This is a genomic window from Antarctobacter sp., assembly GCF_034670325.1.
Classification (GTDB): domain Bacteria; phylum Pseudomonadota; class Alphaproteobacteria; order Rhodobacterales; family Rhodobacteraceae; genus Antarctobacter.
Map to the genome: position 1 here is coordinate 92231 of NZ_JAXMNR010000012.1, position 15198 is coordinate 107428.

Consider the following 15198-nt stretch of genomic DNA (forward strand, 5'->3'; position numbering starts at 1 on the left):
AACAGAAAGCCAAACCCCGTGCTCAGCTATCTCATCCGCCGCATCTTGCTGGTCCTGCCCGTCGCCTTTGGCGTGTCGGTCATTTGTTTCTTGCTGGTCCAGATCGCCCCCGGTGATCCGTTGACCGCCATCATGCCGATCGACGCCACGGCCGAGGAGCAGGCCGCCATGCGCGCCGCCTATGGCCTCGATAAACCGTTGCCCGTGCAATACGCCATTTGGATCGGAAACCTGTTTCAGGGCGACATGGGCAAATCCATCGCTTCTGGTCGTCCCGTCGCCGCCGAGGTCTTTGGCGCGGTAAACAATTCGCTGCTGCTGGCGGCGTCGGCCGCAGTGATCGCTTTTCCAATCGGCATCTTCCTTGGCTTTCTGGCAGGCTATTTCCGCGACACATGGATCGACCGCGCGGTCACGGCGCTGTCGATCACCGGGGTGTCGGTGCCGAACTACTGGCTGGGCATCGTTCTGGTCATCATCTTTTCGGTCAATCTTGGCTGGCTGCCCTCGATGGGCGCGGGGCCGGGGGGGTCGCAAAGCTGGGCATGGGACTGGGCGCACATGCGCCACCTCGTCCTGCCTGCCGTGACGCTGGCCGTGGTGCCCATCGGTATCGTGTCGCGCACCGTGCGGGCGCTGGCCGGGGACATCCTGTCCCAGGATTTCGTGGACGCGCTTTACGCCAAGGGCATGAGCCGCGCCGACGTGCTGCGCCATGTCGCCCGCAATGCCGCCGCCACCGCGCTGTCGGTCATGGGGCTGCAACTGGGCTATCTGCTGGGTGGCTCGATCCTGATCGAGACAGTCTTCAACTGGCCCGGTTCCGGCTTTTTGCTGTCGAACGCCATCTTCCAGCGCGACCTGCCGCTGTTGCAGGGGACCATCCTGATCCTTGCGCTGTTCTTTGTGGCGATGAACCTGATCGTCGATGTGGTGCAGGCCGCCATCGACCCCCGTATCCAGAGGACGTGACGTATGGCCCTGGCTGACTCCACCACGCTCCCCACCCCCGACAAGGTCGAGAAGTCAAAAGGCTACTGGTCTGGTGTCGGCGCACGACTGGTGCGCGACCCGCTGACGATGTTCTGCCTTGCAGTGATTGCTGCGCTGATCCTGTCGGCGATTTTTGCGCCCTGGCTGGGGCTTGCCGATCCTTACAAGGGCTCGATGATTGCCCGCCTGAAACCGATCGGCGCGCCCGGCTATCCGCTGGGCACCGATGAGCAGGGCCGCGACATGCTGGCCCGGCTGATCTATGGCGGGCGGCTGACGCTGTTCATCGGGCTGATGCCGGTGGTCATCGCCTTTTTTGCGGGTTCGATTCTTGGGATCACCGCTGGCTATGTCGGCGGCCTGACTAACACCATCATCATGCGCACGATTGATGTATTCTTTGCCTTTCCGTCCGTGCTGCTGGCTATCGCCATTTCGGGCGCGCTGGGGGCGGGGATCGTCAACAGCCTCGTGTCGCTGACCATCGTCTTTATCCCGCCGATCACCCGCGTGGCCGAGGCGGTGACGTCCGGCGTCCGCAAGCTGGATTACATCGACGCCGCCCGCGCCACGGGTGCAAGCGCGTGGACTGTGATCCGGGTGCATGTGATCGGCAACGTGCTGTCGCCTATCTTTGTCTATGCCACCTCGCTGACATCGGTCTGCATGATCCTTGCGGCTGGTTTGTCGTTCCTTGGCATCGGGGTGCGCCCGCCGGAACCGGAATGGGGCCTGATGCTGAACACGCTGCGATCCGTCATCTACGTCAACCCGTGGCTGTCGGCGCTGCCCGGTGTGATGATCTTTGTTACCTCGCTCTGCCTGAACCTGCTGAGCGATGGTCTGAGGAGTGCCATGAATGTCCGTGACTGACACCTACCAGCCGACTCCGGACACCGGTGGCCCGGCGCAACCGCTGATCCGCGTGACCGGCTTGCAGAAATACTTTCCCGTTCGGGGCGGCATCCTTGGCCGCACGCAGGCCAAGGTGCAGGCGGTCGACGGCGTGTCCTTTGAGGTCAAAAAGGGCGAGACGCTAGGCATCGTGGGCGAATCCGGCTGCGGCAAGTCCACCACCGCCAAACTGCTGATTGGTCTCGTGGAAAAGGACAAGGGCGAGATTGTCTTTGACGGTCACGCGCTGGGGGAACGCCTGTCGCTGAAGGATCTGCGCCGAGGCGTGCAGATGGTGTTCCAAGACAGCTATGCCACGCTGAACCCGCGCTTGACGATCCTCGACTCCGTGGCCTTTGGCGCCAAGGTGCAGGGGCTGGACAACCCAGAGGATCTGGCCCGTAAGATGATGGACCGGGTGGGGCTGGACCCAGACCGCTTTGCCCATCGCTATCCACATGAACTGTCCGGCGGACAACGGCAGCGGGTGAACATCGCCCGCGCGCTGGCCATGTCGCCGCGTCTGGTGGTGCTGGATGAGGCGGTGTCGGCGCTGGACAAATCGGTCGAGGCGCAGGTGCTCAACCTGCTGAGTGACCTGCGCAAGGAGTTCGGGCTGACCTACGTCTTTATCAGCCACGACCTGAACGTAGTGCGCTATATCTCGGACCGGATTCTGGTCATGTACCTGGGGGAAGTGGTCGAGGTCGCGCCGGTAGACAGCATCTGGCAAGAGCAGGCGCATCCCTACACGCGCTCCTTGTTTTCGGCGATGCCGTCGATGGACCCGGACAACCGGACCAAGGAGCCGCCGCTGGCGGGAGACCCGCCGAACCCGATCAATCCGCCCTCAGGCTGTCGGTTTCATACGCGCTGCCGCTTTGCGTCGGATATCTGCAAGACGGCCGTGCCGAAACTTTCAGGGCTGGCGCGCAACGGCGATCACATGGTGGCCTGTCATCTGCATGATGCGCAGTCCGGGCATCCCAAGGCGGGGCAGGGGGTGCCAGAATGACCAAGCTGCTGGAGATGAAGAACCTCAACGTGCGCTTCACCGGTAAACGCACGGTTCATGCGATCAACGACGTGTCGCTGTCGATGGGACAGGGAGAAACGCTGGCGCTGCTGGGCGAAAGCGGATCGGGCAAATCGGTGACGTTGAAGACCCTTTTGGGGCTGCTGCCGCCGAAGCGGTCGCAGATCGACGGGTCAATCCATGTCAACGGCACCGACATCATGTCGCTGCGGGGTAAGGCATTGCAACGCTATCGCGGTGGCGAGGTGTCGATGGTGTTTCAGGAACCGGCGCTGGCGCTGGACCCGGTCTATACGGTCGGCCACCAGATCGCGGAATCTGTCATGCGCCACAAAGGCGTCGACAAGGCCAACGCCATGTCGGTTGCGCTGGACATGCTGGACCGGGTGCGCATTCCGTCTGCCAATCGCCGCCTGCACAACTACCCGCATGAACTGTCTGGCGGGATGCGACAGCGGGTGATGATCGCGCTGGCGCTGGCCTGTCGTCCGCGCCTGTTGTTGGCGGATGAGCCGACCACCGCGCTGGATGCGACAGTGCAAATCCAGATCCTGCTGCTGCTGCGCGAGTTGCAGAAAGAGTTTGGCATGGGCGTGATCTTTGTCACCCATGACATTGGCGTAGCCGTCGAAATCTCTGAACGGATCGCCGTGATGTACGCGGGCCAGATCATCGAAGAGGGTACCACGCATGAGATCATCCGAGACGCCCGCCACCCCTATACCCAAGGGCTGTTGGCCGCGAACCTGCATGACGTGGCGCGGGGCGAACGGCTGTCCGCCATCCCCGGCGCGCCGCCCGCGCTGGAGGTGCGGCCAGACAGTTGTCCCTTTGCGCCGCGCTGTCCGGTGGCGATGCCCGAGTGCCGCGCCGACCTGCCGCCGACGCTGGCCCCCGGCGACCGCCGCCGCGTGGCCTGCCTGCGCGCCTCCCAACCCATAGCCGCCGAGTGAGCCGATGCTGATCGACAAAGACCCCTATCATTGTTTTATGCCCTATCCACCCGTGGCGGTGGCAAATGGCGCGGGTTCCCTTAGCGGCCTGACGCTAGCGGTCAAAGACATCTATGACGTCGTGGGTTATCGCACTGGCAACGGTAACCCGCTGGCACTGGCCATGTCTGAGGTCAAGGACGTGACGTGCCCCGCCGCGCAGGCGCTGCTGGACGCGGGGGCCGCGTTCGTGGGCAAAACGCACACGGATGAGCTGGCTTGGTCGATGTACGGGATGAACGCGCATTTTGGATATGTGCAGAACCCTGCCGCGCCCGGACGGATCACCGGCGGGTCCTCCTCTGGGTCGGCGGCGGCAGTGGCAGGCGGGCTTGTGGATATTGCCATCGGGTCGGACACCGGTGGCTCGGTGCGCGCCCCGGCCAGTTTCTGCGGTATCTGGGGAATGCGTCCGACGCATGGGCGGATCTCACTGGACGGCGTTATGGCGCTGGCGCCCAGCTATGACACCTGCGGGCTTTTTGCGCGCGACGGGGACACGCTGCTGCGGGCGCATTCGGTGCTGCAAGCAGACGATGTGCCTTTGCAAGATAACCCCCGTCTGCTGTGGCCGGTCGAGATGATGGATTATCTGGGCGCGGACCAGCGCGCTGTCTGTGAAGCCGGGTTTGCCGGGCTGGAGTCTACGCCGCTGGACGGACTATACCCAGATGGGATCGAGGCCGCCTATCAGGCGTTCCTGACCACCATGGGGGCGGACGCCAAAGGGCATATCGTGCCCTATATCCGCCAATCCGGGATGCCGCTGGTGCGCGGGATCGAAGGCCGCGCCGCCGCTGCCGAGGCGCTGACCGAGGCCGAGATTGCCCCCGCCCGCAAGGCACGCGCCGCGTTTGCCGCGCATGTTCAGGGGCTGCTTGGGACCGATGGGGTGATCCTTGCCCCGGTCGTGCATGACGCGCCGTTCCGCTTTGATGCGCCGGTAGAGGTGTTCGACAGCTACCGCTATATCTCGCAAAAGCTGCTTTGTGTGGCTGGTCTGGCGGGCCTGCCGCAGGTCGTCTTTCCAGCGGGAAAGGTCGACGGCGCGCCTTACGGGCTGTCACTGATCGGGCCACGCGGATCGGACCTGTCCCTGATCCGCCTTGCCATCAAACTGCAAAAGGACGTCGCATGACCTGCGCCATCGAAGAGAAACTGGCCGCTATGGGCCTTGCCCTGCCGCCCTCGGCCCCGTCACGGGCGCTGTACCTGCATGGCAAGATCACTGGCAAGACCCTGTTCCTGTCCGGTCATATTTGCGAATGGGAAGGCGTGCCGAAGTACTTTGGCCCGATGACGCCCACCTCTGACCTTGAAGAGGGCTATGCAGCGGCGCAGTTGTGCGCGCTGAACCTGCTTTACAATATCAAGGCGGTGACCGGGTCGCTGTCCTCGGTCGCGCAAGTGGTCAAGCTGAACGGCTATGTCGCCGCGACCCCGGATTTCGGCAAGGGGCCCGCGGTGGTCAACGGCGCCTCGCAACTGTTCATGGATCTCTATGGCGAGGCAGGGCGCCACGCGCGCACCGCCGTCAATGTCTCATCCCTGCCGGAACTCGCGCTGGTCGAGGTCGAGGCGGTGGTGGAACTGCATTAACCCCCGGTCCGGGTCAGCAGACCGTAGTCGCCGGGCTGCCGGTGCAAAGCAAAGTCAAAGACGTTGCGCCGGATCTCTGCGCAGCGGTCCAGATCGACACGTGCGGTGATGACCTCATCCGCGACCGTCGCGGCGCGCGCGAGGATTTCTCCGGTGGGGGCCACGATGCAAGAGCCGCCGATCAGGTCACAACCCTCTTCCCGGCCCGCCTTGGCCGCTGCCACCACCCACATCCCGTTCTGATAGGCCCCGGCCTGCAACGACAAGTCGTTGTGAAAATATTGCAAGTGGTCGTGTTCCGGCGCGGGCGGATAATGCAGCGGCGTGTTGTACCCCAGCATGACCATTTCCGCGCCGCCAAGGCCCAGCATGCGCCACGTCTCGGGCCAGCGGCGGTCGTTGCAGATGCACATGCCAAGCTTGCCGTCCAGACCGTCAAAGACAGGAAAGCCAAGATCTCCCTTTTCGAAATACCGCTTTTCGAGGTGCTGAAAGGGTCGCCAGTCTTGCAGGTCGGCGTGTCCGGGCAGATGGATCTTACGATATTTCCCGGTGATCTGCCCGCCTTCGACAAAGATCGCGGTGTTGAAATGATGCCCGTCGGGTGTCTTTTCCGCATAGCCAAGGTGAAAGGCGATGTTCAGGGAACGTCCAAGGTCGAACAGCGGCTGCACCTCGGGATTCGGCATGGCGGTTTCGAACCAGGTGTCGATTTCGGCGGGGTCCTCCATGAACCATCGCGGAAAAAACGTCGTCAGCGCCAGTTCCGGAAACACCACGACCCGCGCGCCTTGGTGGTGGGCGTCCAGCATCAAGGCACACAGCCTTGCGACCACCTCTGCGCGCGGTTCGTCGCGGGCAATGGGGCCTAGCTGCGCGGCGGCGGTGATGAATGTGCGGTCGGTTGTCTGCGTCATGCCTTGCGCCTCTTGGAAGTCTTCCGCCAACGAACCCGAAGTGCACAGGGTTGTCGCGGGAAATCCGAAGGCCTGGCGGGGAACAGCCTCATCTGGGCCATCCTGTGCCCGCGAATGTGGCGTTCGCCGGGTGCGGGTACGTTGGTTCGGTGCAGGTCGCCGCTTGCCGATCAGCCGACGGAGTCCGTGAAATGTCAGAGCATAGTCGGGTCTCTGGTCAGGGCTAACTCACGCGGGTCTGTAAGCTTGTCAGCAGCGTTTTGAGGGTTGCACGTCCCATCATTTCATCCTCGCCCGCCTCGGTGGCAAGCGCCTCAAGGTCCTGTATCCCGATCAGATCCGGCTTTCGAATTGTAATGCAGCCCGTATCGGCCAGTGCGTGAAAGGCGCGACTGATGGATTCCGGACGGGTGCCCAGCAAATGTGCCAGATCGGTCCGGTTGATCGGAACCTTGACGTCCAACGCGCCATTGCTTGTGCGCAGCAGGTGGTCGACGGTGGCGAACCTGGTGCAAAGAACCAGCAAAAACCCGGCAAGCCGTTCCCGTACGCGGGGCGACCCCAGAATGATCAACCAGTCGCGGGCGCGGTCAAGCTCATGCAGAATACTCAGAAGGACAAGGCGGTCCAGTTCCGGCGATTGCGCCAGCAGTGCCTCGAAGGGCGCGCGTCGAAAGGCGCAGACCTCTGCATCGGTCGCGGCCTCTATCGCGACGTCCAAAGGGCCACCCAGCACCCGTCCGAACATATCGCCTTCGACCAACAGGCCTACGATATGCTGTCGTCCATCCTGCAACGTCTTCTGCATCCGCAGGACACCTGTTTGCACACAGCCGACAAAACCGGGTTCTTCGCCTGCATCGGCAATCGATTGCCCAGCCGAATAGCGGCGTAGCGTACAGATGCTCCGCAAGGTCTCCATCGTGTCCTGAGGCAGGACAGTCCCATGAGTGAGCCGGTCGAGCAAACAGCCTGAGGCTGTGATAGGTTCAAAGTGTATTGGCGAAACGAAATCTCCGCGCGTGCTACCGGGGAGCTTCGCAAGCTGCCCTCCCAGAAATGAACATCCTCTACCTACGTTCAGCAATCATGCTCCTTCGTCAACCCTGGGGAGGGGGTGATGCTGCCTCCTCAATCAGGTGCGACTTTTTGCATGTGTGTGGTCACGCTCTGTCATTGCTATCACATAGGCGCGGGCGGTCCGGTGCCGTCGGCCGAGGGAAACCGTGAAATGTCAGTTTCACCTAACGGATTTGGGGCCAACATGACAAAGACTGCCGTCAAGACGGACCAGACACAGAGGTCGGTCGGGCAACCTTGCCAGCGGTGCAACCTTGTCTACAAGGACCTTTGCCATGCAACGTCCGACGGTACGTTGCACGAAGACGGGCCCTTGCGCGTACGCCCCTTTGGACCGGACGAAACGGTGGTGGGTGAAGGGGTCGCCCCAGAGTTTGTCGGAATTCTACGCCAAGGGATTTTGCGCCGCGTTCGTGTCAACAGCGATGGCAGGCGCAATCTGCTGGAGGTCATGCGCCCCGGCGATTTGTTGGGTCTTCTGGAAACTGGCCCACCCGATTTCGCGGTCGAGACAGTGACCGACGTGGAAATCTGTATGTTCGATGCGGGAAAAATCCGACGAAGAATTGGGGCAGACCCGGATTTCAGGCAGGAAATACTGCAACATATCTCCCGCCAATACGAACGTCAGCTAGAGGCGATCTGGCTGCGCGGGGCCCTGACCAGCCGGGAACGGATTCTGGCTTTTTTGCTGTTCGCGACCGAGTTCATGCCGGTCGAGCCGCAGCCGGACGGCAGCCTCATGATCACGATGGTTCTGACGCGGCGCGACTGGGCCGATCTGACGGGAACCACGCTTGAAACGATCTGCCGTTTGCTCGGTGAGTTGTCGCAAAAGGGGCTGGTGACGCCTGACGGGCCGCAACGCTATCGCATTGTCGACATCGTCGCGCTGGCGCGTCTGGCCGGGTTGGAGGGCGAGCCTCAGGGCCTGAGGATGCTCGACGCCGCAAGGGCGCTGCAGGGCAGCGGACGGTTTGCCGCCGAGTGAATTGATCTGCGTCATTGAGCGTCAAGGGTTGCCAACCGATCCTGTCCCGCAGGGAGGATCATCATGGCACAGCAGAGCGAATCCGCCTTGGAGGTTGCATTTGACCCCTTGGCCGCGACACGGGCGCAAGCGGCCCGCTGGACAGAAGCCCGCAGCCTGATCGACGGGATAGAGGGCGGGCTGAACATTGCACATGAGGCTTTGGATCGGCACGTCGCGCAGGGGCACGGCGACCAGATCGCGCTGCGCTGGTTTGGCAAGGACGACTCTCAGCGCGACATCAGCTACGGCGCCCTCATGGAGATGTCGGCGCGGTTCGCCAATGTGCTTGCAGCGCATGATCTGGGGCGCGGGGACAGCCTGTTCTCATTGGCTGGGCGTGTGCCCGAGCTTTACGCGGGTGCGCTGGGCACTCTGCGGGCCGGGCTGGTGTTCACGCCGCTCTTTTCGGCCTTTGGGCCGGAACCGATCCGCACCCGGATGGAGATTGGTGGGGCCAATGTCCTGCTGACAACCGCCTCGATCTATCGTCGCAAGATCGCGCCTTGGCGGGACGAAATCCCTAGCCTCAAGCTGGTTCTCATCCTTGGGGACGAGGCTCCGGAGGGATGTGTGGCCCTTGGCCCCGAGATGGCGGCAGCTTCGTCTGACTTTGCCCCGGTGCCGATGGATACTGAGGATCCCGCGCTGATCCACTTTACCTCTGGCACCACGGGCAAGCCCAAGGGGGCGGTGCATGTCCAGAGCGCGGTGATCTATCATGCGTTCTCCGGCCGCGAGGCTTTGGGCCTGACGCCTGGCGCAATCTATTGGTGCACCGCCGATCCCGGCTGGGTGACGGGCACCTCTTACGGCATCCTGTCTCCGCTGGTGAACCGGGTGACGATGATCGTCGATGAGGCAGAATTCGATCTTGACCGCTGGTACAGCACGGTTGAACGGGAAAGGGTGCAGATCTGGTATTCCGCCCCCACCGCCATCCGGATGATGATGCGGGCAGGGGCCACAGCTGCGGCCCCCTATGATTTCTCATCGTTGAAATTCCTCGCCAGCGTCGGAGAACCGCTGAACCCCGAGGCGGTGATCTGGTCGCAAAAGGTCTTTGGCCAGCCCTTTCACGACAACTGGTGGCAGACCGAAACCGGCGGGATCATGATCGCCAACCGTCCCGGCATGGAGGTGCGCCCCGGTTCGATGGGCAAGCCCTTGCCCGGGGTCGAGGCCGCGATCCTGGACAAAGCCGATGACGGCACCCTGCGCGTATGCGCCCCGCGTGAGATCGGCGAACTGGCGCTGCGCCCCGGATGGCCCTCGATGATGCGGAGCTATCTGCATGAAGAGGCGCGCTATCAAAAGACGTTTGCCGGGGGGTGGTATCTGTCGGGTGACCTCGCGATGCAGGACGAGGACGGGTATTTCTGGTTTGTCGGACGTGCCGATGACCTGATCAAATCCTCGGGCCACCTGATCGGCCCTTTCGAGGTCGAAAGTGCGATGATCGAACACGACGCCGTGGCCGAAGCCGGGGTAATCGGCGTGCCGGATGAGACGGCGGGCGAGGTGGTCAAGGCCTATGTCACGCTCAATCCAGGCTACCAGCCGTCCGAGGAATTGGAGAGGGAACTGCGCGGCCACGCTCGGAAAAAGCTGGGCGCGGCTGTGGCCCCGCGTGAAATCGTCTTTCGCAACACACTGCCCAAGACGCGGTCTGGCAAGATCATGCGCCGCCTGCTCAAGGCGCGCGAATTGGGCCTGCCCGAAGGCGACATCTCGACATTGGAGACAGATGAGACATGAGCGTTGTAGAAAAACCCCGTCTCGATCGCGCCCATGTCCTGCAACTCTTGCGCCATATGATCCGTGTGCGCCGGTTCGAGGATGTTTGTGCCGAGCTTTACACCAAACAAAAGATCCGCGGCTTTTTGCACCTGTATGACGGCGAAGAGGCGATTGCCGCAGGTGTCATCCCCTGCCTGACCGGCGAGGACCGTATTGTCGCCACCTACCGCGAACATGGTCATGCTCTGGTGCGCGGTGTGCCGATGCAAACGGTCATGGCCGAGATGTTCGGCAAGGCCGAAGGCTGTTCCGGTGGGCGGGGCGGGTCGATGCATCTCTTTGATGCCGGGACGAACTTTTATGGCGGCAACGCTATCGTCGGCGGCGGTCTGCCGTTGGCGGGCGGGCTGGCCCTTGCAGACAGGATGCAAGGCAACGACCGGGTGACGGTCTGTTTCTTCGGCGAAGGCGCGGTGGCCGAAGGCGAGTTCCACGAGGCAATGAACCTTGCCGAACTGTGGGATTTACCTGTGCTTTTCGTCTGTGAAAACAACGGTTACGCCATGGGTTCGGCGCTTGCCCGGACCGAGGCGGAAACCCGGATTGCCCAAAAGGCCGCAGGCTATGGCATGGACGCAGAGACCGTCGATGGCATGAACGTGGTCGAGGTCGAAGGCGCGGCACGGCGTGCCATCGCCAAGATCCGCGAGACCGGGCGGCCGATGTTTCTGGAATGCCGCACCTACAGGTTCCGCGCGCATTCCATGTTCGATGCCCAGCTTTATCGTGACAAGGCAGAGGTCGAGGCGTGGCGCAAGAAAGGGCCTATCGTCCGCTTTCAAACATGGCTGTTGGACAACGGATTGATCCATGAGGCCGATGTGGCCGAGATTGAAAGCGCCGTCGGGGCCGAGATCGCAGAGGCGGTTGCCTTTGCCGAGGCCGGAACATGGGAGCCGGTGGAAAGCCTGAGCAATCACGTTCTAGGGCCGCAACCCGACCCGCCCACCGTGTCCGCCCCAACGGGCAGGACACGCGAAACAACCTACCGCGACGAGCTGCGCGCGGCTCTGCGCGAGGCCATGACGCGCGATGACCGCGTGTTCCTGATGGGCGAGGACGTGGGGGCCTATGGCGGCTGTTACGCGGTGTCGATGGGGTTGATGGAGGAATTCGGCGAGGACCGAATCCGCGATACACCGCTGTCGGAATCGGGGTTCACCGGCGCAGGCATCGGGGCTGCGGCCGCGGGAATGCGGCCCATCGTCGAGGTGATGACGGTGAATTTCTCACTGTTGGCGCTGGACCAGATCATGAATACCGCCGCCACCTTGCGGCACATGTCCGGCGGCCAGTTCGGTGTGCCGGTGGTGATCCGCATGGCAACAGGGGCGGGCAAACAGTTGGCGGCGCAACACTCGCATTCCCTCGAAGGCTGGTACGCGCATATTCCGGGCCTCAAGGTGCTGGCCCCCGCGACGCTGGAAGATGCGCGCGGGATGCTCTGGACCGCGCTGGAAGACCCTGATCCAGTGCTGATCTTTGAGAACGTCATGCTCTACAATCGTGCCGGGCAAATCGACGAAGGTGCCGGTGCAGTGGACATCTCCCGCGCGGCGGTGCGGCGCGAAGGGACGGACATCAGCCTGATCACCTATGGCGGATCGCTGTTCAAGACGCTGGACGCGGCAGAGGTTTTGGCATCCGAGGGGATTTCTGCCGAGGTGATCGATCTGCGGGTTCTGCGCCCGCTCGACGACGCGACGATCATGGCCTCGGTCGGTAAGACGCGGCGCGCGCTGATCGTCGACGAGGGCTGGCGCAGCGGATCGCTGGCTGCCGAAGTGTCGGGGAGGATCATGGAACAGGCGTTCTGGTCGTTGGATGCGCCGGTTGCGCGGCATTGTTCCGCAGAGGTGCCGATCCCCTATCCCAAGCATCTGGAGGCGGCGGCGATTCCCCAGGTTGATAGCATCGTTGCGGCTGCCAAAACCGTGCTGGGGCGCTGAGATGGGTGTGTTCTCCATGCCGTCTCTCGGTTCTGACATGGATTCGGGGAGATTGGTTGAATGGCTCATCGCGCCGGGTGACACGGTCAGCCGGGGGGACGTGGTCGCGGTTGTCGAAACCCAGAAGGGCGCCATCGAGATCGAGACATTCGAAGCGGGCAGCGTGCAGGAACTGATTGCGCCGTTGAACGCAGATCTGGCCGTCGGTGCGCCGCTTGCCATTATCCTTGCCGAGGGGGAGGCAGCGCCGAAAGCGGCCACATCGTCACAACCGGAGGCTCCAGATCAGAGCGCTGTCCCCGTTTCAACCGCGCCGGTTGCGGTTCCGACCGCGCCCGCGCCGACAACCGGACCGCACCCGGCATCACCAGCCGCGCGCAAGCGGGCGGCAGAGTTGGGCATCGACCTTGCCGGGCTGACCGGAACCGGCCCGGGTGGGGCGATCCTGCTGGGCGATCTTGAGAAGACGGCTCCCGAAGCCCCAACCCCGCGCCCCGCAACTGATCTGGCTGACGAAATGCGCAAGGCTATCGCCGCGGCGATGACGCGCTCCAAACAGACGATCCCGCATTTCTACCTGTCCCAGACCATCGACATTGATCCTGCGATGCGCTTTCTGGAGAACCATAACGCAGGACAGCCCCCCGCCGGACGTGTCCTGCTTGGCGCGCTGTTGGTCCGGGCGGCGAGCCTTGCTGCCAGCCAGGTACCCGAGGTGAACGGACACTACACTGATGAGCGCGGTTTCGTCCCCTCAGATGCGGTCAATCCCGGTGTCGCCATTGCCCTGCGCGGTGGCGGGCTTGTCGCGCCTGCGCTGCTGGATGCGGCGAACCTGACGCTGGCAGAGACCATGGCCGGAATGCGCGATCTGGTCGGGCGCGCACGGGCCGGACGGCTGAAGGCATCGGAAATGACGCGCGGCACCATCACGATCTCAAGCCTTGGGGAATCCGGCGCAGAGGCGATGACCGGCGTCATCTTTCCCCCGCAGGTGGCGGTGGTCGGGTTGGGCGCGCCGCAACTGCGCCCTTGGATCGTCGATGGCGACCTTGTCCCGCGCCATGTGGTGACGCTGACACTGTCGGCGGATCACCGGGTCAGCGATGGCCGCAGCGCCGCGCGCTTTGTCACCGCATTTGAAACCCTGTTGAAAGACCCGGAGGCCCTATGAGCGATACAGACCTACGCATGATTTTCCATGAAGAACTGACCCGCATCGCGCCCGATATCGATGCTGCCACGATTGGGGAGGACGATCACATTCAGGACGATCTGGAACTGGATTCGATGGATGTGTTGAACCTTGTGGCGGCTCTGCATGATCGGTTGGGCGTCAACATTCCGGAGGCAGATTACCCCAGCATCGCGACGACCCGGCTTGCGGTGGCCTACCTCACAAAGAAGACCGCAAAGGCCTGACCCAGACGATCCGTCGATGCCACGCGGCAGTATTGATCTTCGTCAAGATGGCCAGTCGGGAGGGATGTTATCGTATTCGAAGGGAGGAATGCGACTCGGACGTGAAAAGGCGGAACGGGGACACCGGTCTTTGCCTTTTGTGCGGTCGCCGTGCCGTGACTCCTCCGGAGTTCTGGGAGGGAATAACGATGCAGACCATTCGCAAGATTGCCGTGGCAGGGACCTTGGCGGCCCTGTCGGCAGGAACCGCGGCCAAGTCCGACGGGACGGTTGAAGTGCTTCATTGGTGGACATCCGGTGGCGAGGCCAAGGCTGTGGGCACGTTGAAAGAGGCTTTCGAGGCGCAAGGCGGGGTCTGGAACGACTCTCCCATCGCGGGCGGCGGCGGCGACGCGGCCATGACGGCCCTGCGGGCGAGGGTTGTGGCGGGCAATCCGCCGACTGCCGTGCAACTCAAAGGGCCGGGCATTCAGGAATGGGCCCAGCAGGGGGCATTGAACGAGGTGCAGGGCGTGGCTGACGCCGAGGATTGGGATGCTGTCTTGCCGCCCGCACTTGCCGAAATCATGAAGTACGATGGCAACTACGTGGCCGCGCCGGTGAACATTCACCGCGTTGACTGGTTCTGGGCCAACCCAGAGGTGCTGGCCAAGGTCGGCGTTACCGAGATGCCGACCACCTGGGATGATTTCAACGCCGTCGCGGACAAGCTGATGGCGGCGGGGATCACGCCGCTTGCGCATGGTGGCCAGCCTTGGCAGGACGCCACGATCTTTGAGGACGTGGTGTTGGGCGTGGGTGGAGCCGACTTCTTCCGCAAGGCTCTTGTCGATCTGGATATGGACGCGCTGACCTCAGCGACGATGGTCGCATCGTTTGACCAGTTGCGCAAACTGCGCGGCTATGTCGATCCCAACTTCCCCGGTCGGGACTGGAACCTTGCCACCGCCATGGTGATGCGCGGAGAGGCCGGTTTTCAGATCATGGGTGACTGGGCCAAAGGCGAGTTTCTGGCGGCGGGCAAGGTGCCGGGCAAGGATTTCCTCTGCGCACCGACGCCGGGCAGCGGTTTTGTCCTGAACTCTGACAGCTTTACCTTCTTCAAGGTCTCAGGCGACGACAACCTGAAGGGCCAACAGGTACTGGCGAGCCTGATCATGTCGCCGGACTTCCAGAAGACCTTTAACCTTGCCAAGGGGTCTATCCCTGCGCGAACGGACGTCCCGCTGGACGACTTCGACATCTGCGCACAGAAATCGCATGCGGATCTTGTGGCCGCCGTCGCAAGTGGGTCTCTGGTGCCGTCCATGGCGCATGAAATGGCTATCTCGCGGTCGGTGCGAGGCGAATTCCTCGACCTTGTGACGGAGTTCTTCAACTCGGACATGAGTTCCGAGGACGCGGTGCAAAAGCTTGCCGACGCTGTCGCGCGCGCAATGTAAGAACGGCGCGGGGCCGGGGCGGACCTGCCTCGGCCTCCTTCGTG

Annotated in this window: 14 protein-coding genes; 12 read left to right on the top strand and 2 right to left on the bottom strand. The window is 62.9% G+C overall.

Features of this window, described 5'->3' with window-relative positions:
* Positions 1–18 precede the first annotated feature (18 nt).
* The 6 genes from VOI21_RS22595 to VOI21_RS22620 are packed head-to-tail and all read left to right on the top strand — an operon-like array spanning position 19 to position 5514.
* The gene (locus VOI21_RS22595; protein ID WP_323772226.1) at positions 19–972 is read left to right on the top strand and encodes an ABC transporter permease; all 954 of its coding nucleotides are present in this window, start codon (positions 19–21) and stop codon (positions 970–972) included.
* A gap of 3 nt (positions 973–975) precedes the next feature.
* A complete protein-coding gene (locus VOI21_RS22600; RefSeq protein ID WP_323772227.1) occupies positions 976–1866 on the top strand; it encodes an ABC transporter permease in 891 nt (296 codons plus the stop codon).
* Positions 1853–2902 (top strand): ABC transporter ATP-binding protein, encoded by a 1050-nt coding sequence (locus tag VOI21_RS22605; protein ID WP_323772228.1) that lies wholly within the window; start codon positions 1853–1855, stop codon positions 2900–2902. Before VOI21_RS22600 ends, VOI21_RS22605 begins: the two co-directional genes overlap by 14 nt.
* Positions 2899–3876 carry an ABC transporter ATP-binding protein gene (locus VOI21_RS22610; protein WP_323772229.1) on the top strand — a complete coding sequence of 326 codons (978 nt, stop codon included), beginning with the start codon at positions 2899–2901 and terminating at the stop codon, positions 3874–3876. Before VOI21_RS22605 ends, VOI21_RS22610 begins: the two co-directional genes overlap by 4 nt.
* 4 nt (positions 3877–3880) lie before the next feature.
* Complete coding sequence (locus VOI21_RS22615; RefSeq protein WP_323772230.1) at positions 3881–5053, top strand: amidase; 1173 nt, start codon at positions 3881–3883, stop codon at positions 5051–5053.
* Complete coding sequence (locus VOI21_RS22620; protein WP_323772231.1) at positions 5050–5514, top strand: RidA family protein; 465 nt, start codon at positions 5050–5052, stop codon at positions 5512–5514. Before VOI21_RS22615 ends, VOI21_RS22620 begins: the two co-directional genes overlap by 4 nt.
* On the opposite strand, the gene VOI21_RS22625 is transcribed toward VOI21_RS22620, so the two are convergent.
* Together VOI21_RS22625 and VOI21_RS22630 are read right to left on the bottom strand one after the other, a co-directional pair.
* Positions 5511–6431, bottom strand: coding sequence for an N-carbamoyl-D-amino-acid hydrolase (locus VOI21_RS22625; RefSeq protein ID WP_323772232.1), 921 nt, complete (start codon positions 6429–6431; stop codon positions 5511–5513). The genes VOI21_RS22620 and VOI21_RS22625 overlap by 4 nt on opposite strands.
* 223 nt (positions 6432–6654) lie before the next feature.
* Positions 6655–7353 carry a Crp/Fnr family transcriptional regulator gene (locus VOI21_RS22630; protein WP_323772233.1) on the bottom strand — a complete coding sequence of 233 codons (699 nt, stop codon included), beginning with the start codon at positions 7351–7353 and terminating at the stop codon, positions 6655–6657.
* A gap of 342 nt (positions 7354–7695) precedes the next feature.
* On the opposite strand from VOI21_RS22630, the gene VOI21_RS22635 reads away from it, so the two are divergent.
* The 6 genes from VOI21_RS22635 (at position 7696) to VOI21_RS22660 (ending at position 15154) form a co-directional block, all read left to right on the top strand.
* On the top strand, positions 7696–8502 hold the full coding sequence (locus tag VOI21_RS22635; RefSeq protein ID WP_323772234.1) for a Crp/Fnr family transcriptional regulator: 807 nt from the start codon (positions 7696–7698) through the stop codon (positions 8500–8502).
* Between the two features lie 63 nt (positions 8503–8565).
* Positions 8566–10299, top strand: coding sequence for an acetate--CoA ligase (gene acsA / locus VOI21_RS22640; RefSeq protein WP_323772235.1), 1734 nt, complete (start codon positions 8566–8568; stop codon positions 10297–10299).
* A complete protein-coding gene (gene pdhA / locus VOI21_RS22645) occupies positions 10296–12290 on the top strand; it encodes a pyruvate dehydrogenase (acetyl-transferring) E1 component subunit alpha (protein WP_323772236.1) in 1995 nt (664 codons plus the stop codon). Before acsA ends, pdhA begins: the two co-directional genes overlap by 4 nt.
* Positions 12291–12306: 16 nt before the next feature.
* Positions 12307–13464: a dihydrolipoamide acetyltransferase family protein gene (locus VOI21_RS22650; protein ID WP_323772237.1), complete on the top strand. Its 1158-nt coding sequence runs from the start codon at positions 12307–12309 to the stop codon at positions 13462–13464.
* Positions 13461–13712 carry an acyl carrier protein gene (locus VOI21_RS22655; protein ID WP_323772238.1) on the top strand — a complete coding sequence of 84 codons (252 nt, stop codon included), beginning with the start codon at positions 13461–13463 and terminating at the stop codon, positions 13710–13712. The genes VOI21_RS22650 and VOI21_RS22655 overlap by 4 nt, the downstream gene beginning before the upstream one ends.
* Before the next feature lie 188 nt (positions 13713–13900).
* Positions 13901–15154: an ABC transporter substrate-binding protein gene (locus VOI21_RS22660; RefSeq protein WP_323772239.1), complete on the top strand. Its 1254-nt coding sequence runs from the start codon at positions 13901–13903 to the stop codon at positions 15152–15154.
* Positions 15155–15198: the final 44 nt, after the last annotated feature.